Source organism: Bacillus nakamurai (genome assembly GCF_001584325.1).
GTDB lineage: Bacteria > Bacillota > Bacilli > Bacillales > Bacillaceae > Bacillus > Bacillus nakamurai.
This window is the reverse complement of record NZ_LSAZ01000001.1, coordinates 21408-41848: the sequence shown is the minus strand read 5'-3', so window position 1 is coordinate 41848 and position 20441 is coordinate 21408. Positions and strand designations below refer to the sequence as shown.

The window sequence follows — 20441 nt, the reverse complement described above, 5'->3', positions numbered from 1 at the left end:
GCTGATCCTTATTCAAGATGCCTTATACGAAGAGAAAAAATAAACCATCACAAAAACCCAAAACCTGCGGCGTTTTGGGTTTTTGGGGCTTTAATTATGCTTGGGCCTGGCGTTTTTTAGACGCTTCGTTTACTTGTTCATCGGCATGGTAAGATGAGCGGACAAGCGGGCCTGCTTCACAGTGGCTGAAGCCTTTCTGCATAGCGATTTCTTTTAATTCTGCAAATTCGTCCGGATGGTAGTATTTTTGGACTTTTAAATGTTTTTTCGTCGGCTGCAGATATTGGCCGATTGCCATGATATCTACGTTGTTCGCCAACAGGTCGTCCATCACTTCGATAATCTCTTCCTTCGTTTCCCCAAGACCGATCATGATGCTTGATTTCGTCGGGATGTCAGGCTGCATTTCTTTCGCCCGGCGTAAAAATTCTAAAGAACGGTCATACGTTGCGCGGGCACGGACTCTCGGCGTCAGGCGGCGAACGGTTTCAATATTGTGGTTTAAAATATCGGGACGGGCGTCCATTAATGTTTTCAGGTTGTCGTAGTTTCCGCCCATATCAGATGGAAGGACTTCAATCGTAGTGAACGGGCTTTTTCTGCGGATGGCGCGAACCGTTTCCGCGAAGATGCCTGCTCCGCCGTCTTTCTGATCATCACGCGCTACGGCTGTGATCACGGCGTGTTTTAAGTTCATCAGAGCGACTGAATCGGCCACGCGTTCCGGTTCCTGCAAATCAAGCTCCGTCGGAAGGCCCGTTTTTACCGCGCAGAAGCGGCAGGCTCTCGTACAAACAGACCCGAGAATCATAAATGTCGCCGTACGTCTGACAGCCCAGCATTCATGAATGTTCGGGCATTTTGCTTCTTCACATACGGTATGCAGGTTATTTTCACGCATTAATTTTTTCAGGCCCGTATAGTTTTCATTCGTGTTCAGCTTTATTTTGAGCCATTCAGGCTTTCTCAGATGCTCGTCTTTCTTCGCCATTTCCCCATCATCTCCATTATCCCTGTATTCGTTTTCTTGTGCGAAAAATTCCTATTTCACGATGGATGCAAAACTTGCGGTTTTCTATTCATTAGTCACTTTAACATAGGAAAAATTTCTCGACAAGGGAAGAGAATTACTCACATTTTCTCGAATTGTTGCCGCAAACTATTTGTATTCAATATGAAAGGAGATCATGTTGTGAAAGTTCTGTTATCTGTTCTTCTCCTTTTGTCTGTTTTCTGCCCGGCTGCTGCCGGGAAAGAGCCATCTGACTCCGTTTATGCCAAGCGGATGGAATTGTACCGTAAAGCCGAAGCGGTCACTCAGATTCCTTGGTACGCGCTTGCAGCTGTTGATCAATATGAGGAAAACGTGCGGGATAATCGAAAAGACTTGCCTGAAAAAGCTGGAATCATCAGCATTTATATTCCAGATCACATATGGAGCGGGCCGGAAAATCCTAATCCTAAGGATGACGCGCCGCTCAGCATTAAAGTATTTGACGGAATCGGCTTGGACGGCGACGGCGACGGAAAAGCCGAGGTAAGTAATGATGAGGATATCCTTTATACGTTTGCCCAATATTTAATGACGTTCGGGACGGATCTGGATCATATCCGCATCGGTCTCTGGAATTATTACCGCCGGGATCAGACGGTCAGCATTATCAGCGAATTTATGAAATTGTTCAAAACGTTCGGGCGCATCGATCTTGGAGAACATGCCTTTCCGCTGCCCATCAAAACGGATTATAGCTACCGGAGCACATGGGGCGCCGCGCGCGGCTTCGGCGGGAGGCGGATTCACGAAGGGACGGACCTTTTCGCCCATTACGGGCTTCCCGTCAGATCCACCTGCTACGGAATCGTTGAAATGAAAGGCTGGAATCGCTTCGGAGGCTGGAGAATCGGCATCAGGGACATTCATAATACGTATCACTACTTCGCCCACCTGAACGGCTTTGCAAAAGGGGTTCATAAAGGCCAGATCGTCAAGCCGGGAGAGGTGATCGGTTCTGTCGGAAGCTCCGGCTACGGTCCGCCGGGCACCGCGGGGAAATTTCCGCCGCATCTTCATTACGGCATGTATAAGGATAACGGCCGGACGGAATGGTCCTTTGATCCGTATCCGCATTTAAGGGCATGGGAGCGAAACGAGATACGCAAGAAAAAATGAACACACAGCCGCCGGGAAGAATAAAGCGGCTGTGTGTTTTATTTGCCTTTATCGGTTCCGGATTTCTCCTGTTTTTCGCTCGGCAGCTGTACGGAAGGCGTCACGCCAGATCCGCCGCTTCCGTTATAAAATTGCGGCACCTCTCCTTGGATTGCTTTAATTGAGACCGGAATGTTATTTGTGACAACTGAGGTTTCGCTGGCAAACGGAATGATGACTTTCACTTTAATTTCCACAAAAATACTAATATCAATGAGGGCATTGTTAATGCCGTACGGCTTGATTTTTGTTTTCACATCGGTTAATGCGTCACCGATCAGATTAAAACGGACGGGGATTTTCGGCCCCAGATTTCCGAGAATGCTGTTTCCCGTGACTTGCCCTAAAGGGATATTAATCATAATATTATCAGCGGTTTTACTGCCTTTTTTTGTTTCATGCTGCTTATTGTGCGATTCCGCTTCCTTCAAATGGGCTTGGAGCTGCTTTGTCACCTTTGTCTTCATACTGTTGACCACTTGTGTATTAAAATCCATTGTGGTGACTTTTCCGTTTTCATCCGTTTTCATATCCACCATATCTTTCACATTATCGCTATGAGACATATATTCTTCAATTGATTCCTGAATGACCTCCGTCGCCACACGTTTTGTTTCCATTTCCCCGATGTTCATAAGCACCGGTTTGATCGAGACGTTGATCATCCAAAGGCTGATTGCAGTCGATATGATGAAAAAGACAAACGACAAAAGCATCACATATCGAAAAGGCAAAGGCCCTCTCTTGCGAAGAGGGCCCCGGTATCTAGGCAAGAAAAATCCCCCCTTACATATCACAATGTATGCTTGTTAGGAGGGACATAGTAATAGCCGGGCCAATTTATTTTGCCATTTTCAGCAGAGCTTCTCTCCCCTTCATGCCCGCATGGATGCCGAGATCTTTTGCCGCAAAGGTGACGGACTCTAAAGGGGCGTCCAAAAGCTGTTCAATGGTGCGGACGCCGACGGCGCGTCCGGCAATAATGCCGCGTTCCTTTAATTTGTCGTTCAATAGGGCAATATCAAGCGCTCCGCACATAATGTATCCGTGTTCACATGTGACGGCCATAAAGTTTGTTTTGGGAAGCTGGATTGTGACGGCGGTAAACGGCGTTCCATCTATGAAAATCGGTGTCATATTGACCAAATCAGCCACTCCCTTCTCCCTACTTTATGATGAGAAGGACGGGCCTTCAAAACCATGATACCAAGTGCCGCCACTGGCTGATGATTTGGTTAATTTCAGAGCACTCATTAAGTCTCTGGATTCATCCAAATTAATTTCTCCGTGATTAACATCATCCGATTGACTAGCAAAAGCTGCTTGGCCACCTAGTAAGGCTATTCCCAACGTGATTGAAGCAAGAACCTTCTTTTTCAATGTAATCTCTCCTTAATTTTGTTTATTTAGATAAAAAAAATACACCTAATAACAGTCAGTTGTATCATAGATGCCTTCTTGTTTTAATGTTTGTTTAGTTACTATGATCATTCAAAATGAATTGATAGCACTTTCTCTTTTAAGCGTTCTGTGTCATGGCCATAATTGTCCCTTTTTACACTATAAAAGTTTTGACCTTTCCATTGAATCTCCCCTTTCCATCCAGGATTAATTTGGTACTACAAATCAAAATTACCATATAAGGAAAGGGTTTACAACTAAGATTCTTAACATCCTACAATTTCCCTGTTGTTTATTCAAAATGTGCAATTCAGAAACATAATAAATGTGTATTTTTTTGTTTTACACCTATAGAATACGAGTCTTCTGTTCTAATTCCGTTCCTTTTTTAAGACCCATGAACCTTAAATAAGTAATACTACCGATATTACTGGTCAGTGGTCCAAAGACGAATAATTGGCCATTGCTTCTCCCCCTACAGACTTCGGTCCGCCGTCTGGACCGCTTTTTAAATTCCATTTCCCTGCAACGGGGCACGTGTACTACGTTACTCCTTGGCTTCCCTGACGGTTCTTTCGGAACCGACGCGCTCCTTCAGCTGCAGTTATGCCGCCGGCGCAGGTATGGCCATGGCCACGGGCTGCCGGTTTTCTTCCTCGACCAGCTTCCCTTCGTCGCACTGCCGCATAGCCGTTGCTGTTGCTTTAAAATAAAGTTTGATCAAATTGATACTAATAACCTTGATAAACGAACAATAAGAAAGAGCATGTTTTGAAAATAGATTGATCAAAACATGCTCGTATTTAATGTGATCGATTCATTTTTTTATAAAAAAGTTTGATTATTTTATTGAACCATCTTACACTAAAGTCCATGATGATTTAAGTGATTTTATTCACAATATTTCAGTGAAAAATTGAACTTCTTATTTATAACTACTTTACAATAAATGCAACAATCCCTATAATAATAAACAGAATTCCACCCAAAAATTGTCCTAATCCTGAAGCTTCTCCCATTAACAGTAAATTGAATATGTTTTTGTTTTTTCGATTTTTTCCAAATAAGCCATCATCTGTTCTCATCCGATAAATACCCCAAACTACAAAAGCTAACCCAAAAATAAAAGGTATAAAAAGCATTACTATTCCTCCGTTGTTTGTTTAATATGTGCATGTTTGTGAAATGTATTATTTGTCATCCTCATTGAAAATAAAAGTTTCTTCGATTAATAAATTAAAAACTGAAGCTATTTTATACGCAAGTAGCACAGATGGATTATACTTTTGTTTTTCTAATGAGATGATCGTTCTAGAAGATACACTTACTTTATCAGCTAATTCTTGTTGCGTTATTCCATATTCTATTCGCAATTCTTTTACTCTATTTTTCATAAATCCTCCGAATTAAAGGACAAGATTGTAATACTTTCTAGACGCAATTTCACTAAATATTAAAGATACTAAGACAACAAATAATGCAGTATTTGTTGGGATTACCACAAAATTAGTTAAAAACATAAGAATTAAAATTTCGCATATCAGAATACGCAAAGAAAAGTGAGCAACTTTTCCATCAATTAAAGCATCTCTTTCGTCATATTCCTTTGATAATTCCTTTTCTAGTGATTTATTCTTTCGGGATGTAATGTAAGAATCTGTTGAGTACAACAAAAGTATTCCACCTAGGAATAAAGCGATATAGCCAGAATATAATCCTACTGATGTATCGAGAATTATTTGAATGATTCCCAATATAATTACCAAGGATGAGACTAAAAAACGCTGTATGAATAGATTTTTCAAACGTACCTCTCCTAATCAACTTATTCTCTTGGGGTGAAGTTTATTTCACGTGAAGTTAACTTCATAATAACATTTTATCAAACAAACGTCAATCGGTAAATAATAGTTCTCTAAGTAACGAAATATTTCATCATTTAAACCATTTTAACTAAAGAAAACAGAAACTAAGTCCAATTTCCCCCCTTGCATACTAGCCACTATTCACGTATAGAAATTCTAATTTTTTTTCTCTATAATTCATATCATCATTAAAGAGGTTAACGTTATTATGAACGGAAAATAAGTAAGGAAATCATAAACGTAGTAATATTTTTCATAATATTTCTTGCCGGTGCAGATAAACCGCCACCAATCGGCTTTCTTTGACTAGTTTTCGATGTATTATTTATTTCACTAACCTGTACCGTGAGTTAAAAAGAAAAACGCTTAGACAAAAATATCTAAGGCTTGTTGCAGGTTTTCCGACTATTGAGCAAGCTTCCAGGCGAGGAGATCTCTTAAAAATTCCGGCATAAAATATTGTTTTTCTTTTGCATCGCGGATGTAGGGAAACAGTTTTCCCAGTGTAAACATATCAAGGACCGCGACTGAGTACATCCGGTCTTCATTAATTTCTTCTCCGTTCACTTTCACATTGATAAGATGAGTCACACCGTCATCAAGCACGTCTGTCTGTACCTCTGCTCCGGCGTACACCATCTTGCCCATAACTTCCCCGCGAAAGCCGAGTCCTTTAATCCGCAGCTGCTCCATGTTTTCTGCTGCAGCCTGTCCGATCGTTTCTTTTAGTTCCTTGCCAGAAAGGCGCACAGCGACCGGATTGATCGGATGGGGGCAGATGCGGTGCAAGTCAAGCTTTGTTACAGGCCCCGCCTTTAACGGCCCCAAAATGACGCCTGAGTTTACCATGCTGACTTCACAGCCGCACCAGCTTTTCAGCGCATCAGCCAAAAGCAGCGGCAGCGGTGATTCCTCAAACCAGTTCACGCCCGCCTCTTCTTTCAGATCAGCAATCTGTACAGAAAGGATGTTTTCGGCTTCCTGCTCCTTTTCTTTCAAAAAGGCATTCGTATCCTCAGATTCCCCGAGCCATTCCGACATCTTTTCGACCGACGCTTGTTTATGAACGATGCGCCGCTTTTCACCGTCTATCGTCAGCTCGACGCAGCCGACATAGTTCCCGTACTTTTCCGCACATGCCAGCAGGACGCCGTTAACCGTTTGCCCATCCTCTAACAGATGGTGTGTATGTGATTCGAGAATGACATCAATATCGGGAAATTTCTCGGCGGCTTCCCGATCATCTATCAAGCCTAAATGCGACAGAAGAATGATGATATCCGCTTTTCCGCTGACCGCGTCAAGTGATTGTTTAATGCTTTCAGAAGCATCAGTCACCGTCCAGCCTAGTTTTTCATACACGGGATAATATGGCACCGTGACGCCGAGCACGGCGGCCGTCATTCCGTTTTTCAGCGTTTTGACGAGATAAGGCACAGCCCATCGGGGGCGGTTTCCGTCCGCATCAAACAGATTGGAAACAACCACGGGAAACGCGGCATGATCATATAAGGCTGCCAGCTCGTCATGCGGCAGCGTAATTCCTTCATTATTGCCGATGGCGGCAGCATCAATCTCAAGGCGGTTTAACAAATCGACATTCGCCTTTCCGTAAGTCGCTTCCGTTACGAATTGGAAGCGGTCCATGTGGTCCCCGATATCAAATACGAGTGTTTCCTCCCCGTCTCTTGCATGCTTTCTTTTCTTTTGTTCAATATAATGTACGATTTTCGGCCAATTTTCAAAATGGCTGTGCAAATCATTCGTATGATATAAACGGAGCTTTTCCAACATACACTCTCTCCCTCATTCTTTTAGCTGAATATCCCTTGATACATTAATTCACAGCCGATCAACATTAATACGATCCGCATGAGGAGCACGATCGTTTTCGTTTGCACCCGCTTATTGACCCACGCGCCCATTTTTCCGCCGAACCAAGCGCCCGGCACGAGGCATAACGCATACAGCCAATTGACATGACCCTCTGCAATATGTGACACGGAGCCTGTCACAGAGGATAAGAAAATAATCAGCATCGACGTCGCCACTGCGACCTTAGGCGGGAATAAAAACAGCAGCAGCATGGCCGGAACCATAAGAGAGCCGCCGCCAATGCCGAAAAGACCGCCCAATAAGCCGACAAAAAAAGCAATCGCTATACCGGTAAAGACGCGGTACGAATATGTATATACCTCTCCTGATTCGTCCTGATACGTGCGGATCATCCCTTTATGCTCTCTATTGACCGGTTTTGCTTTCGCCTTCAGCATTAATGTGATTGAAATAATCATCATAAAAAGCCCGAACCAGACAGAAAACGTATGAGCATTAAAAAGTTTAGACAAATACGCCCCGATGATACTTCCGGGACCTGAACCGATGAAAAAAATCAGGCCGCTTTTGTAATCCACTGTTTTATATTTCATATAGGCAAGCGTTGACGAAAGCCCCGTGAAAATAATCACCAAAAGCGATGTCCCAATTGCAATCTGCGGTGTCACGTCATGAAAAAACGAGGTCATCGTGCTTAAATAGAGCATCGCTGGCACGATGATGATTCCTCCGCCAAGCCCGATCAGACTTCCGACCGTTCCGGCGATAAAACCCAGTAAAACCAAAATAAGATAAGACATGTATCGTGAAACCTCTTTTCTAGCTGAATAAATCGAGCTGCTTCGGCGAAAGCCCGGTATATTTAATATTTAACATCTCAAGCATCTGCATGCCGTTATCAGCAGCGTCTCCGCCCGAATTATTGTTAAACAGCACATATAAATTGCGCGACTGTTTTTCCAGTTTTCGGAGATTATTTATCCAATCTTCAAGCTCCTGTTTGTTGTAGCGGTATAAATATCTGACCTCACGCCAGTTTTGGCCGCCGTCAGGTTTGATCCAGCCCTGCTTATTCCGGCCGTGAAACCGGACAAGCGTTTTCTCTTCATCAGTTGCTTTCAGCACAGTCGGAATGCTGCCCTCGCCGATTTGCGGCTCGTCGCATATACTGTGGATCCAGCCTTCCGCTTTCATAAAGGAAAGCGTTTGTTCATAAAATGGGGGCGAAAACCACGACCGATTGCGGAATTCAAGCGCGCATGGGATATCACCCATCTGGTGTTTGCACCACCGCAAATAGGCGACGTTTTCTTTCTTGCAGTCAAACCACGGCGGAAACTGGAACAGCACCATGGCAAGCTTATTATGCTGTAAATACGGCGTCAATGACAGCTTAAACGCCGCAAACATGTCTTCCTTCGTTTCAAACGGAATATCGCCGCGCTGATGGCCCGTCATTCCTTGATAAGCCTTAATCACAAATTGAAAGGATTCAGGCGTTTCCTTGACCCATTTTTCATTATTGCGGGCGGGCTGAATGGCATAAAAACTCGCGTCCAATTCAACGATGGGAAAGTGGGATGAATAAGCCTGCAATTTTTGCTGGCTTGCTGTTTTGGGCGGATAGATGCTGTCATGGTCCCCCCATCCCGTCAGTCCGATATAGATCACATTCCTTCACCTCTCATCCTAGTTTATCACAGGTATTTTCCACTTTCCTTTTCCATGTTTTTTCTGAACGCTTTTTTGAGATACCGGTATTGTTTCTCATTGGTGTCTGAAAATGCCTCACTTCTGGAAGAAGGGATATGCCGGTGCTCTGAAAACTGTCCGTTCGTGAAGTCATATATCTCCCCGTCTATTTGGTTATCAAAATGCCAGCTTGCTCCCGGTTTTTGTTTTGAGAATAGCGCCGCCGTAAACATCTTGGATGACTAAAGCCGTGACACCGCACTGGCCTTCAGCCGGGCAATCTTCCGTCGCCGTTAATATAGGCATGATGTGATCATACAATGTGTTTTTCTCCTTTTTATAAAAAAATACCACGATATCCGCTTTCAAAACGATAAAAAAGCCGCTCCCCGTCAGAGGATCGGCTTGATTTTTTCAGTTGGAATCAGAAACGTTCCGGAAGCGCCGCTGTCTTTAGTTTCTCCATCCTGATACACACAGCGCCCCCTGCTGTATGTCGCAGCGATGCGGTAAGGAAAGGCGTGGCCTTCGTACAGGCTTTGCTTATGTTTGGCAAACAGCGTCTCTTTCGTTACGGTGTAAGGCTCCGGCTGCACGATCGTAAAATCAGCATCGAAGCCTGCTTGAAGCCGTCCTTTTTTCGTTAAACCGAAGCGCTTTGCAGGGCCTGCCGCCGTCCATTCGGCAACCGTTTCAAAAGGAATCCCCCGTTCGAGCGCCAATTGAATCATGCTGAGCAGCGTAAATTGGCCTCCGCTGATTCCTCCCCACGACAGAAACATGTTATCCTCGCGTTTGAGGGACGGATGGCAGGGAGAATGATCCGAAGACACCATATCAATCAGCCCCGCAGACAGCATATCGATCAATTCTTCTTTCTCAGCTTCAGGACGGAGCGGCGGAGCGCATTTGGCGACCGCTCCTTTTTGGCGGAAGTCTTCGTGGCTGAACAATAAATAGTGCGGGCAGGTTTCAACGGTGATATCCGCGCCGCCTTCTTTCGCCTGCTGAATCAGAAGCACGGCTCTTTTCGTGCTGATATGTACAAAATGGAGCGGGCATCCGGTTGCTTTTGCATATTCAATGGCGCGCTGCACGGCCTCGCATTCGGCTTCTTCCGGACGGGAGGAAGCATAGGCGTCGGCATCAATTTTCCCTTGTAAAGCATACTCCGCCTCCAAGAAACGGGTCAGGGCATCACTTTCCGCATGCAGGGCCAAAATTTTCCCGCAGGCCGCGATTTCTTTCATTCCCTTTAAAAGAGTCCGCTCATCGGCTGAATGGAATTCCTCGGTGCCTGATTTTGATAAAAATGCTTTAAAACCGATGGCCCCGGCCTCTGCCATCTGCCTGATATCTTTAGTGTGCCCGGGGACCAATCCGCCCCAGAGCGCAAAATCAACCGCTGACTTTCGGCTTGCGATTTCCGCCTTTTCCAGCATGGTTTCAGCGGTCACCGTAGACGGAATGCAATTCAGCGGCATATCAAAATAAGTCGTACACCCGCCCGCAGCCATCATTTTCGATCCGGTTTCGATGCCTTCCCAGTCGTCCCGTCCGGGCTCGTTGAAATGCACATGGCAGTCAATCGCTCCAGGAAACACATACATGCCTTCCGCCTGCACCACTTTGTCCGCTTTTTCATTAATGGCGGGGCCGATCATAGCAATCTCTCCGTCCTTTACGGCGATGTCGGCTTGCTCTGCCCCGTCTTTTCTTACAGCCTTCGCACCCTTTACAATTACATCATAGGCCATTTCATATTCCTCCCTGTAAGGATGACGATTTTTTGTGTCAGTTTTTGTACCAAAATGCGTCTATTATTATCAGTTTACTGCTACTATGTTCGTAATACATCAGCAAAACCGCTATAATTTTTCATGATTTTTATTCATATTAACCAATGGTTGTCTTTAGAACCCGAAAGGAGAATGATGAATGAATATTTATGATGTGCTGAAGATTCCCGCTTATAAAAACGCATCGGTAATCGCAGGCCGGTCGGGCGGCTGGAGGGAGGTGCAGCACGTCAATATGATGGACGCCCCTGACATCGCTGATTTTTTACATAAAAACGAATTGCTTGTCACCACGGCTTATCACGTAAAGGACCGTCCGCAGCTTCTGAAAGACTTAATCCGCCATATGGCAAAACGGGGCTGCGCGGGACTCGGTATTAAAACGAAGCGTTATCTCGATGTGATTCCGAAAGATATGGCGGAGCTTGCAGATCAATATGAGTTTCCGATCATTGAGCTTCCGGAGGACACCAGGCTAGGAGATATCGTCAACGTCACGCTGAGCCATATTCTTGATATCCGCTCGAACGAACTGCAGCAGGCGATTTACGCACATAAAAAATTCACAAACCACATTATGAGCGGCAAAGGCCTGCAATCCTTGCTCAAAAAGCTTTCAGCCATTCTACGGCTCCCTGTGCTGCTCTTGGATCAGCATACAAAACTTAGGTCGTCGTCCCATCACACATCCTTTGACACCGCTGCATTGAAAAACACCCTTTATTCTCTTTCTGGCCCTTTCTTCACCTGCTTTTCCATGCTGTCCGACCGGAAGGCGTATTCTGTCCTGCCGATCCTCAATTATGAAAAAAACTGCGGCTATTTGGTCGTGCCGGAGCTTGTGCAGGCCGCTGATAAAGGCCTGATTTTAACAATTGAACAGGCGGCCAATGTGATTTCCTTTGAACTGCTGAAAGAAAATGCCTTGAAACAATTCAGCAGACGGGCCCGTAATGAATTTTTCAGTAATTTCATCGAGCGCTCGTTCACGGGCCATGAAGAGATCAAAAGCCGCGCTAAAGAATTCCGGCTCCGCTGGGATCAAAAATATATGTGCATTGCAGGAAAGCTTGACCGAAACGATAAAACGATCAGCTTGACCGAAAATCAGCATGCTTCTGACCATGTGTTTGATTTGCTCGAAGGTGAGCTGTCAGCTTTTCCATTTCCGCCTCACCTCTTCATGAAAGGAAACGTCGGTATTCTTTTAATTGAAGCGACAGACAGCTGGAATGAAATACACGCATCGGTCATCAGTTTTTTGGAGCAGTTTCAAGCGCAGGTCAGAACGCAGTTTAAACGGACGGTTTCCTTTGGCGTCAGCAGCATCTGCCAAAGGCTGATTGATGTGCCCGACGCCTTTACTGAGGCTTCTGACGCGCTTTCTTCAGGCCACTTGTCCCGAAGCGCAGCGTTTATTCAAATCTATCATGCCAAAGATGTGCCTGAGCTTCTCCGCCTGCTCTCTGCGGAGGATTTGAAAAAGTTTTATCATGCCACCCTCCAAAGCCTGGCTGACCGGAGACACACTGCCAAATTTCAGAGACAGCCAAGCGCTTGTATGTACACAGAAATACGGTGATCTACCGTTTAGAAAAATGCGAAGAATTGCTCGGGAAGAGTTTAAAAGATCCGGAGACGACGATGCGCCTGCGGCTCGCATTGAGGATGCAGCGGCTCATCAGTTAATTCCCATCACATTTTCTTACATGAAATAAGTCATATTGGAGATTCCGTTCATATACCACGATTGTTTCAGCAATAGTGTCCAATGACATCCCGTCCTTCAAGCAATATCATGTTACTAAAAGTAATATAAGGAAGAAGGAGGGAATGCAGCGGAAGAAAAACAAAAATCGTGGATCGTGTTTACATGTATTAGCAATAACAATGTACGCAGGGATATCTTTACTTGTCGGCCGCGCGCTCAATTTTGACAGCAGATGAGCTTTCATACCTTCTGGCGATTGATTTGTAATCGTGCGGCATTGCCACCTTGCCGGAAGACAGCAGCCGGCCGTTATTTGTCTATTGACATATCGGCCGGATTTATGAAAACAAAGAGGGTGCATAAGGTATACACGGAGCCGAGCCGCCATTCGGGTTTCAGCGCTTTGTTTGAAGACGATCGGAAGCAACCTTGAAACGTATCTTGACTTTGTTTTTCTGCTGAGCAGAATCCGAAACCGCTTGTTAAGGTTAATGCCAAACTAAATAGGAATCCATTTGATGTTTAATGGTTTGATTTATTTAATACCAATGAGTGAACGCATTTTCTTTTGAACATAAGCACGGGTCACGAAATAAAATATGGACGATCATCTCCATGTCTTTTTCATCAAGGCACCCATGTAACGGTCCTGACCAAGGATGATCAATATGGACCCACTTTCCCCTTTTAAACCATGGCACACCTTTGATCTCTGATCGTTCTATCTCTTCAGGATGGACTGCTGCGTGAGCTTGAAACCAATCTTCGATACGATCATCAATCCAGCCATGCAATCTCCAAAAAATAGGGTTGACATGTGCTGAATAAGGATCTCCCAAAAAGTCATAATGAGGCTCATCCCATTTAAAATCTAAATCATCAGGGTTCTTTCGTCCATCCGGCAGCACCTCTCCCGAAATAGGATCTCTGGGAACCGAGCTCCAGCGCATATGCATGTCATTGTGGACAGTCCATTCAAGTAAAGATCCTAATTCCCCAAGTGTAAGGGTGCTAAGGTATTGCGAATTCTTAAATTCCCGGTCCCACCACTTCATCCGTGACCAATAGAAACCATCGGCCTTAAGTTGCTTGATCCGTTTATTTAATAGTTCGTTACTGCTGTCCCAAGCTGGCGGAACAGCAAAGCCATCTGGATTTCCTAATGAGAGATCCTCTTCTGAAATTGGTTTGGCTGGTATGACGTCAATATCTAAAGATCCTGGAGCCGGAATTTCAGGCCATCCCCAAATAGGCTTGTCCATCATTGAGTTGACCTCCTGAATCATTCTGCGATGCATAAATAAAAAATCTTCTCCAGATCCATTACTAATATAAGGGGCGCCCGCACTGTTTATTGAAGGCCTTTCATCAGATTTTTCTCCCGGCTGCCAGCCTTTTTCTCTCATTTGCTTTCTTTTTTTCTCGCTCAGTATACACCAACGATCCCTAATGGAATGCCAAATAAAATGATGCAGCCGATGCTTTCTTGATGCAAGCATATGTAACACTTTATCCGGAAGCGGAAGGACTTCACGAACTTCCAAAAAGTCTCTCTGGACTGCAATAAAGGAAGCTGTCTCTCCTGCAGATTTCCCATCATGAGGTGCTGTTCTGATTAATGAACCAACAAGGACAGATTTCTGCTCTATACCGCCTGACCATTCAGGCACGAAGTAACCAATAAAATCATAAACCCAGCCGCTTGTCGGAGTTCCTTTCATTCCCTTTCCTTGAAATCTGACATGACTTCCCTGTAAATAGCCTTTTAAGGTAAGACGGTAATGGTTTTTAGGAGATAAAGTCATGGTCCCTCTAATGATTTCCGGAGCACTAGAGGATTCAAATACAAATTTCCCCTCACCAAACAGGAGCTGATTCATATCATCCAGATGTTCAGTCCTATTATAAAAACTGCGGCAAACCCAAACACTGTTTGATAAATTTTCCATCAATATTCCTCCTAATCTTCAAAATTATGTATATGTTAGGCTATGTTTAACAACCTGGAGTTATACACCAGATATTATTTTATTTTCACCATACCGTGCTTCTTTAAAATCGATAGGATTTGCAAAAAGAAAATATAATGGAGAAACACCAGAAGGCAGATGTATTTAAAAAGCTCCCCTAAACCACTGAGACGCCTCAATTTCCCGAAGGCTGCCGCAGGCAGCCCCCGCTTTGGCGCAGTCTCGGCGGGGGTTACCCAGCTTGACTCCTGATGCCTTACAGGCTAATAGCAAAATGAAAGGAGATGGCCACACAGCTCTTTCTCTGTTCCACAATACTCATAAACTCAAAAAAGCTTGCAGAAAAAACATCGTTTTCTCTGCAAGCTTACAGCAATGTTCATCTCGTTTTTTTTATAAAGAAAGTAACCAGCTGGGTACAGCCCGATGTAACTCAAAGAAAAAATGGTCTATAATAGAACAAAACTAAAACGATAACTGCTTCGATGATAGACAGAGAGAGCAGGAACGTTTGGTTAATGGATGACTTCACAAGCTTTTGGCCAATATAGTTGATTAAATAAAAGACTATAAATAGAGTCACGACCCCAAAAACAGTACTTAACAACTTCATTCCTCCTTTTAAATAAAAATTACCATTATTTAGTAGACAAACCATTATATGTAATGGTACCATTGTATTGTACTTTATCATGTGAAGAGGAGTTGATCAATATGCGTTTAGAATCATTAAGTAAAAAAGTTTTGTTCTCGTCCCTTTTGCTTCCGGTTACTGCATTGTCACTAGCCTTTAGCCCTACTGATGTTAATGCACAGACACCGAAAGAATCCACTCACACAGAAAGTACATTCACTATTGATAAGGCAAATCAAGCTCTTGATGATGCTCAAAAAGAAGTAAACAAGCAACTTGCAGCCGGCAAAACAAATGTTGTAGTCAAAAAGCCACTAAATGTACAAGGAGATGGAATTGAACTAGGAGTTAATACAAAGACATCTGGCGATAGCTCCATCCAAGCAGTACAACAAAAATCCTATTCTGGCTACATCGCTAATACTTTTCCTGGCACAGGTTTTAAACACACCGTTAGCGGTAAATTCACTTATGAAAAAGGCAAAATTAAAGGCAACAGTTACGATGTCTATTTAACCGGACCGCTTTATTCAAAATCTCATTCAACATCTGTTTCTAAATTAGACCCTAGTGTTTGGGAGATTCGGAGTTCAGGAAAATTTAAAGCTTTGAAATATACCCCACTTGAATACACTACAAGAGTAGTTATTGGCCTTTATGGTAGTGGGTCATATAGAGTTCTAACTGCTAAAATTAATTAATATAAAACCCCTTAAACGGGGTTTTTTGAGTTACTAAGATTTATTAGGTAATATATCTCTTATCCACTGGTCTAATTGATTCATTGACATTTCACCCTCATAGTTCCTTTCTATGATTCCATCAGGATTTATAAAGACGGATGTTGGAAGATTAAAGATCTCCCATGATCGGTACACTTCCCCTTCCTTGTCTAAAGCAATTGGAAATGATAGACCGTAACTTTTCATAAAACTTTTCACAGCAATGTCAGATTCTTGAACATTAACTGCGACAATTTCGAACTTATCTTTCTTATAATGATTATATGCTTCTTGTATGGACGGCATTTCATTTTTGCACGGTTCACACCATGAACCCCAAAAATTAACCAGTACAGCCTTTCCTTTAAGTTGTTTTAATTCAATAGGTTCTCCATTAAGTTGTGTCAGTTTAAAGTTCGCCGCGGGCTTGTTGACTTGTACGACTTCCTTGCTGTTTGCTGCAAATAAATTTTGATATAGCGCAAATCCTATTGCCGTAAAAAGTAAAAGCAAAATGAACATCCTGAGCAATAATCTTTTTCGTTTCATGTTCTCACCCCAAAATATTAATAAAAAAAGGAGCTGCTCCGATGGAAAACGTAACGTTATGGCTGGCTTTTGCCGGTGGGTTTTTGTCATTTGTCTCACCCTGCTGTTTACCTCTGTACCCCTCATTTATCTCTTATATTACTGGGGTTTCCGTCAATGAGTTAAAACACACAAATTCTAAAACGCTGAATAAAAATATTGCTATTCATGCTGCATCCTTTTTATTAGGATTTTCATTCATTTTCTACATATTAGGGTTCTCTGCCAGTTCAGTCGGGAAATTTTTCACTGAATATAAAGGTCTGATTAGAATGCTTGGCGGAATTTTCGTATGTGCTATGGGGTTATTTTTATTAGGCATATTTCAACCAAAATTCATGATGCAGGAAAAAAGATTTTCTTTTAAAAGAGGCAAAATCAGTGTATTCAATTCAATATTAGTCGGCATCATTTTTGCTGCAGGATGGACCCCGTGTATTGGTCCGATCTTTGGAACGATCATGTACGCAAACTTTAACAATCCAAACACGATAGATACTTTTATCAACGTAACCGGATATTCATTAGGTTTTGCCATCCCGTTTTTTCTGATGGCATTTTTCATCGGCAAAGCAAGAGTGTTCCTGAAATATTCAAACCTGCTGTTAAAAATAGGCGGCGGATTACTTGTTATCATTGGCGTACTCTTATACACCAATAAAATGATATGGATAAACATATGGTTCTCAAACCTTACGACCTTATTTCAGAGTTAATATTAAGACGCCAAGCAATTGGCGTCTTTTGTTTTACATTATCTCACAGTGAGTAGACCTTGACCATAACAACCTTTTTGACCGCCATTTTTTCCGCAATATAATCTTAGTGAATATTCTCCCGCACCAGGCTTTTTAAAAGTATAATCATAGATGAATGGAGAATTTGTTAGGTCACTTGTCCACGCCTTACCATTTTTGAATACGGTCAACTTAATAGTTTTATTGTTGTAGGGGAAGGCACGGACCTGCAAATTTTGACCTGACTTAACTTTAATTCTCTTCGTAGAGCTTGAAGTTTGCGTTTTTTGGAGAATTGTTTCCACTTGTGGAGCTGCCAAAACTGATTCTTGATGTACCATAAAAGAACTGAACAAGACTACACAACCAATTACTACAGCACTTAAACATTTTTTCATGTTTCTTTCACCCTCTCGAATTAATTTAATATAATTTTACAAGTATGTAAAATTATTGAACACAAAACATTCTACCATTTTTCAGAACCTCTATTCTAGAGATTTCTTTATTTTTCCCAAAATATTCAATTCCATTACCGATTCATTAACCTTATATTATTTTGAAACAGCCCTACTAATGAGCTGCTTCATTTATTTCAGAAGTGACAAGCTTTATTTCGTTTTTCGGGTCTTATATCCCTTTAGCAGTAAAGCAGTGTATACATTGAACCGTTTGACAGCATTCGTTGTTTTTGGATCGTATGCACTGTTGACTGCTTCCTTTGCCCTGATAGTAATAAAGAGGTGCTAGTGCACGCTTAATCTGTTTTTCGACCTCTCCCTTTGTTAATGGTCTTGTAACTAAAAAAACACCTGACGGAAGTAGGGACTGACCCACGTTTTTGAGACAGGGATCAAAACACATTTAAGCAGCCAGCTGCCGGTATATGACCGGCGGCTGGTTGTTTAGTATCGCATGAATATGAATATGGTTATAATAGTGCAAACTAGAACGTTTCAGACTTTAGCGAGAAATGAAATGATTCGATGTAGGCATTATCATGAGCATGTCCCTTTACCGGACATGCTCATGATAATGCCTCTTTCTTTGACTGTCGCTGATATACATAAGATGTGTAAGAGGGCAGATGAACCAAAGTATGCAGCACAAACAAAATCTGTATTTTGGCAGCTGCCTATAGAATAAGCAACGATTTAGCCGTTTCCGAAGGAATACTGCTTGTTCAAAACGGTGGAGTTCGCCTGTTTTATACCATTTCATCCATGTTTTAAACTGCTTCTCGTTTCGGAAGCTTAAGTCTTTTAAGACTTCTTGATCGGCACTCCCGCCAGCCTCATTTTGATTGCTTTCATTTTCACATCAGTTGGATAGCAAATATCCGTTTTTCAAACTTGAAGGTATTTTTTATTCGTCTCATCTTCTGGGGTCAGTCCCATTCGGAAGACTCCTTTTTTAAATTATTCAAAATTGAATTTAATCGTTCAAATACCAAACTGATACTGCTCATGTATTTATCCTTTAAAAAGTCAGGCAAAGGGGTTTTCATTCTATAAAAATCATTTTCACCACGTGTATTGATTCTGCCAGTTCTCTTTCTATATCAGAACACCGCGCAGCTGGCCAATCCCCGAACGTTTCCGAGTCTGTCATAAATACATAATGCCTGTCTTTTACAGAGGATACGGATATGACCGCTTCTCCCTTACCCGGACAATCCTTCACTTTTTTGTAATACTTTCGTTTTTCGTTCATAATCGGCTCTATATAAACGGAAACGACCCGTTGCATCCCGCACCCTCTTCCACACATCCGCCGTTTTTTTAAAACAGCATGGCAGCCCCTGCTTTACGGTAAGCGGAGCCTTCCACCTCCACAATCGTCGCTCGCACCGCATCTTGCTGGTCCTGAAGAACAATATCCAAAATATTATGTATATTTTCCGCAGGCGGCCTCCTTTTTTAGGTAACTTGTAAAAAGGATAGAAGAAAACAGGCTGCATTTCTTTTTTTCAGTAAGAAAATACGACAAGAGAAAGACGGTTTTGTAAGAAAAAACAAACAGAGAAAATCAAAAGCCCCCGGCTTCCCGGAGGCTTTCGATTATCCTTCTTGCGTAAACGGCCGGGCCTGTTCTTTTCTGCCCCAGCTCAGCGCAGCCAGAAAACTGATGACGAGAATAGCCGCACCAAGCATATACGGAATTTCCATATTAATATCAAAGAGAAAACCGGCTGCTGACGGTCCGGCGATATTTGCCAAGCTGATAAATGATGTATTCATCCCGCCTGCAAAGCCCTGCTGATCACCAGCCAGCTTTGATAGCATCGTATTGACTGCCGGCCTGAGCAGAGACGTCAACATAAGAAAAAAGATAGCGGCCGCAAACACCGTCCAATATGAGCCGGCAAACCGGCACCATACGAGTCCGGCCGCTGCGCCGATAAGGGTGGCGTTGATGACACGTTTCTCCCCGAACTTGCGGACGAGAAAACTGACGCCTACTGCCTGCACAAAAACACCGATAAGGCCGGCAACCGTAATAATGAAAGCAATGTCAGACGCTTTAAACCCGTGCTTATGATCAACATAAAGGCCGAAAATCGATTCAAAGTTCATAATACCGAAGTTAAGCACAAAAACCAAAATCAGCATAAAGGCAAACGGCGATTTGAGCGCGCGCGACATTTGTTGCAGGAGATGTTCACGCTTTTCTCTTTTCGCGCGGGCTTCCATCTGCTTTTCCCGGTCCAGCGTTTCAGGCAGAAAGAAAAATGAGAGCACCGTTGAAAAACAAGCGAGGCTTGCGGACACAATGAACGGAACGGACATGCCGTAATGAATTAAGTAGCCGCCGACGCCGGGCCCGATGACGACTCCGAGTGTCATCGCCGCGCTGAACAGCCCCATTCCTTTGCCCCGCTCTTCTTCCGTCGTGATGTCGGCGATGTACGCAAACATGGACGGCATTAAAAATGCGGCGCCCATCCCGCCCAAGAGCCGGGACGCAAACAATTGCCACAGACTGCCGGCAAATGCAAATATCAATTGCGACACCGCAAACGCTGCAATGCCGAATATAATCAGTTTACGCCGTCCGTATTTGTCGGTTATTTCCCCGGCAATAGGCGCAAATAAGAGCTGCGTAACCCCCGCCGCCGCGACAAGAAGGCCCATCGTACTCCCAGTCGCTCCGAATTCGGTTATATATGCAGGCATGATCGGAATAATCAGCCCGATTCCAAGCATTGCTATAAACATATTAAACATTAAAATTGATAATCTGCCTATGTACGTCATCATGATTCACTACCTTCTCC

General features: G+C 43.3%; 22 protein-coding genes and 3 pseudogenes. 5 read left to right on the top strand and 20 right to left on the bottom strand.

From position 1 onward, the window contains the following. Positions 1–94: 94 nt before the first annotated feature. Positions 95–991, bottom strand: coding sequence for a lipoyl synthase (gene lipA / locus AXI59_RS00225; protein ID WP_061522207.1), 897 nt, complete (start codon positions 989–991; stop codon positions 95–97). 201 nt (positions 992–1192) lie between these two features. On the opposite strand from lipA, the gene lytH reads away from it, so the two are divergent. Continuing rightward, positions 1193–2170, top strand: a complete 978-nt coding sequence (gene lytH, locus AXI59_RS00220; RefSeq protein ID WP_061522206.1) for an L-Ala--D-Glu endopeptidase — start codon at positions 1193–1195, stop codon at positions 2168–2170. A 38-nt stretch (positions 2171–2208) separates the two neighbouring features. On the opposite strand, the gene yunB is transcribed toward lytH, so the two are convergent. The 12 genes from yunB to AXI59_RS00165 form a co-directional block, all read right to left on the bottom strand. Beyond that, complete coding sequence (gene yunB / locus AXI59_RS00215) at positions 2209–2982, bottom strand: sporulation protein YunB (RefSeq protein ID WP_061522205.1); 774 nt, start codon at positions 2980–2982, stop codon at positions 2209–2211. Positions 2983–3049: 67 nt separating this feature from the next. Then, entirely contained in the window at positions 3050–3355 is a 306-nt protein-coding gene (locus AXI59_RS00210; RefSeq protein WP_061522303.1) for a YunC family protein, read from the bottom strand. 24 nt (positions 3356–3379) lie between these two features. Next, positions 3380–3589, bottom strand: a complete 210-nt coding sequence (locus tag AXI59_RS00205; RefSeq protein ID WP_061527063.1) for a hypothetical protein — start codon at positions 3587–3589, stop codon at positions 3380–3382. A gap of 956 nt (positions 3590–4545) precedes the next feature. Then, positions 4546–4752, bottom strand: coding sequence for a hypothetical protein (locus AXI59_RS00200; RefSeq protein ID WP_061522203.1), 207 nt, complete (start codon positions 4750–4752; stop codon positions 4546–4548). A gap of 48 nt (positions 4753–4800) precedes the next feature. Then, positions 4801–5004, bottom strand: coding sequence for a helix-turn-helix transcriptional regulator (locus tag AXI59_RS00195; RefSeq protein WP_061522202.1), 204 nt, complete (start codon positions 5002–5004; stop codon positions 4801–4803). A gap of 12 nt (positions 5005–5016) precedes the next feature. Next, the gene (locus AXI59_RS00190) at positions 5017–5415 is read right to left on the bottom strand and encodes a hypothetical protein (protein ID WP_061527062.1); all 399 of its coding nucleotides are present in this window, start codon (positions 5413–5415) and stop codon (positions 5017–5019) included. Positions 5416–5880: 465 nt separating this feature from the next. Further along, positions 5881–7269, bottom strand: coding sequence for a bifunctional metallophosphatase/5'-nucleotidase (locus AXI59_RS00185; RefSeq protein WP_061527061.1), 1389 nt, complete (start codon positions 7267–7269; stop codon positions 5881–5883). A 20-nt stretch (positions 7270–7289) separates the two neighbouring features. Beyond that, positions 7290–8111: a sulfite exporter TauE/SafE family protein gene (locus tag AXI59_RS00180; RefSeq protein ID WP_061527060.1), complete on the bottom strand. Its 822-nt coding sequence runs from the start codon at positions 8109–8111 to the stop codon at positions 7290–7292. Positions 8112–8130: 19 nt separating this feature from the next. Further along, complete coding sequence (locus AXI59_RS00175; protein WP_061527059.1) at positions 8131–8982, bottom strand: DUF72 domain-containing protein; 852 nt, start codon at positions 8980–8982, stop codon at positions 8131–8133. Between the two features lie 26 nt (positions 8983–9008). Beyond that, complete coding sequence (locus tag AXI59_RS00170) at positions 9009–9236, bottom strand: YunG family protein (protein WP_476693133.1); 228 nt, start codon at positions 9234–9236, stop codon at positions 9009–9011. After that, a complete protein-coding gene (locus tag AXI59_RS20980; protein WP_476693132.1) occupies positions 9181–9324 on the bottom strand; it encodes a YunG family protein in 144 nt (47 codons plus the stop codon). The genes AXI59_RS00170 and AXI59_RS20980 overlap by 56 nt, the downstream gene beginning before the upstream one ends. Before the next feature lie 71 nt (positions 9325–9395). Continuing rightward, positions 9396–10760, bottom strand: a complete 1365-nt coding sequence (locus AXI59_RS00165; RefSeq protein WP_061527058.1) for an allantoinase — start codon at positions 10758–10760, stop codon at positions 9396–9398. Between the two features lie 181 nt (positions 10761–10941). Here AXI59_RS00165 and AXI59_RS00160 point away from each other — a divergent pair. Continuing rightward, positions 10942–12491 (top strand): annotated as a pseudogene (locus tag AXI59_RS00160) (PucR family transcriptional regulator). 144 nt (positions 12492–12635) lie between these two features. Then, positions 12636–12777, top strand: a pseudogene (locus AXI59_RS20765) (hypothetical protein); the annotation flags it as partial. Positions 12778–13052: 275 nt separating this feature from the next. Here AXI59_RS20765 and AXI59_RS00155 read toward each other — a convergent pair. After that, a complete protein-coding gene (locus AXI59_RS00155; protein ID WP_061527057.1) occupies positions 13053–14462 on the bottom strand; it encodes a hypothetical protein in 1410 nt (469 codons plus the stop codon). Positions 14463–15197: 735 nt separating this feature from the next. Here AXI59_RS00155 and AXI59_RS00150 point away from each other — a divergent pair. Then, positions 15198–15818, top strand: a complete 621-nt coding sequence (locus tag AXI59_RS00150) for a hypothetical protein (RefSeq protein ID WP_061527056.1) — start codon at positions 15198–15200, stop codon at positions 15816–15818. A gap of 33 nt (positions 15819–15851) precedes the next feature. Here the strand turns inward: AXI59_RS00150 and resA are convergent, their stop codons facing one another. Beyond that, positions 15852–16388: a thiol-disulfide oxidoreductase ResA gene (gene resA / locus AXI59_RS00145; protein ID WP_061527055.1), complete on the bottom strand. Its 537-nt coding sequence runs from the start codon at positions 16386–16388 to the stop codon at positions 15852–15854. A gap of 41 nt (positions 16389–16429) precedes the next feature. Between resA and AXI59_RS00140 the strand changes: the two genes are divergently transcribed. Then, complete coding sequence (locus tag AXI59_RS00140) at positions 16430–17143, top strand: cytochrome c biogenesis CcdA family protein (RefSeq protein WP_061527054.1); 714 nt, start codon at positions 16430–16432, stop codon at positions 17141–17143. A gap of 38 nt (positions 17144–17181) precedes the next feature. Here AXI59_RS00140 and AXI59_RS00135 read toward each other — a convergent pair whose 3' ends face one another. The 5 genes and pseudogenes from AXI59_RS00135 to AXI59_RS00125 all read right to left on the bottom strand — a co-directional run bounded on the left by AXI59_RS00135 (position 17182) and on the right by AXI59_RS00125 (position 20421). Continuing rightward, the gene (locus tag AXI59_RS00135) at positions 17182–17562 is read right to left on the bottom strand and encodes a hypothetical protein (RefSeq protein WP_061527053.1); all 381 of its coding nucleotides are present in this window, start codon (positions 17560–17562) and stop codon (positions 17182–17184) included. A gap of 554 nt (positions 17563–18116) precedes the next feature. Beyond that, positions 18117–18242: pseudogene (locus AXI59_RS20760) on the bottom strand (IS3 family transposase); the annotation flags it as partial. Between the two features lie 425 nt (positions 18243–18667). Beyond that, positions 18668–18913: a hypothetical protein gene (locus AXI59_RS00130; protein ID WP_061527052.1), complete on the bottom strand. Its 246-nt coding sequence runs from the start codon at positions 18911–18913 to the stop codon at positions 18668–18670. Positions 18914–18945: 32 nt separating this feature from the next. Beyond that, on the bottom strand, positions 18946–19047 hold the full coding sequence (locus AXI59_RS20755) for an XdhC family protein (protein ID WP_167348352.1): 102 nt from the start codon (positions 19045–19047) through the stop codon (positions 18946–18948). A gap of 177 nt (positions 19048–19224) precedes the next feature. Then, positions 19225–20421 carry an MFS transporter gene (locus AXI59_RS00125; RefSeq protein ID WP_061527092.1) on the bottom strand — a complete coding sequence of 399 codons (1197 nt, stop codon included), beginning with the start codon at positions 20419–20421 and terminating at the stop codon, positions 19225–19227. Positions 20422–20441: the final 20 nt, after the last annotated feature.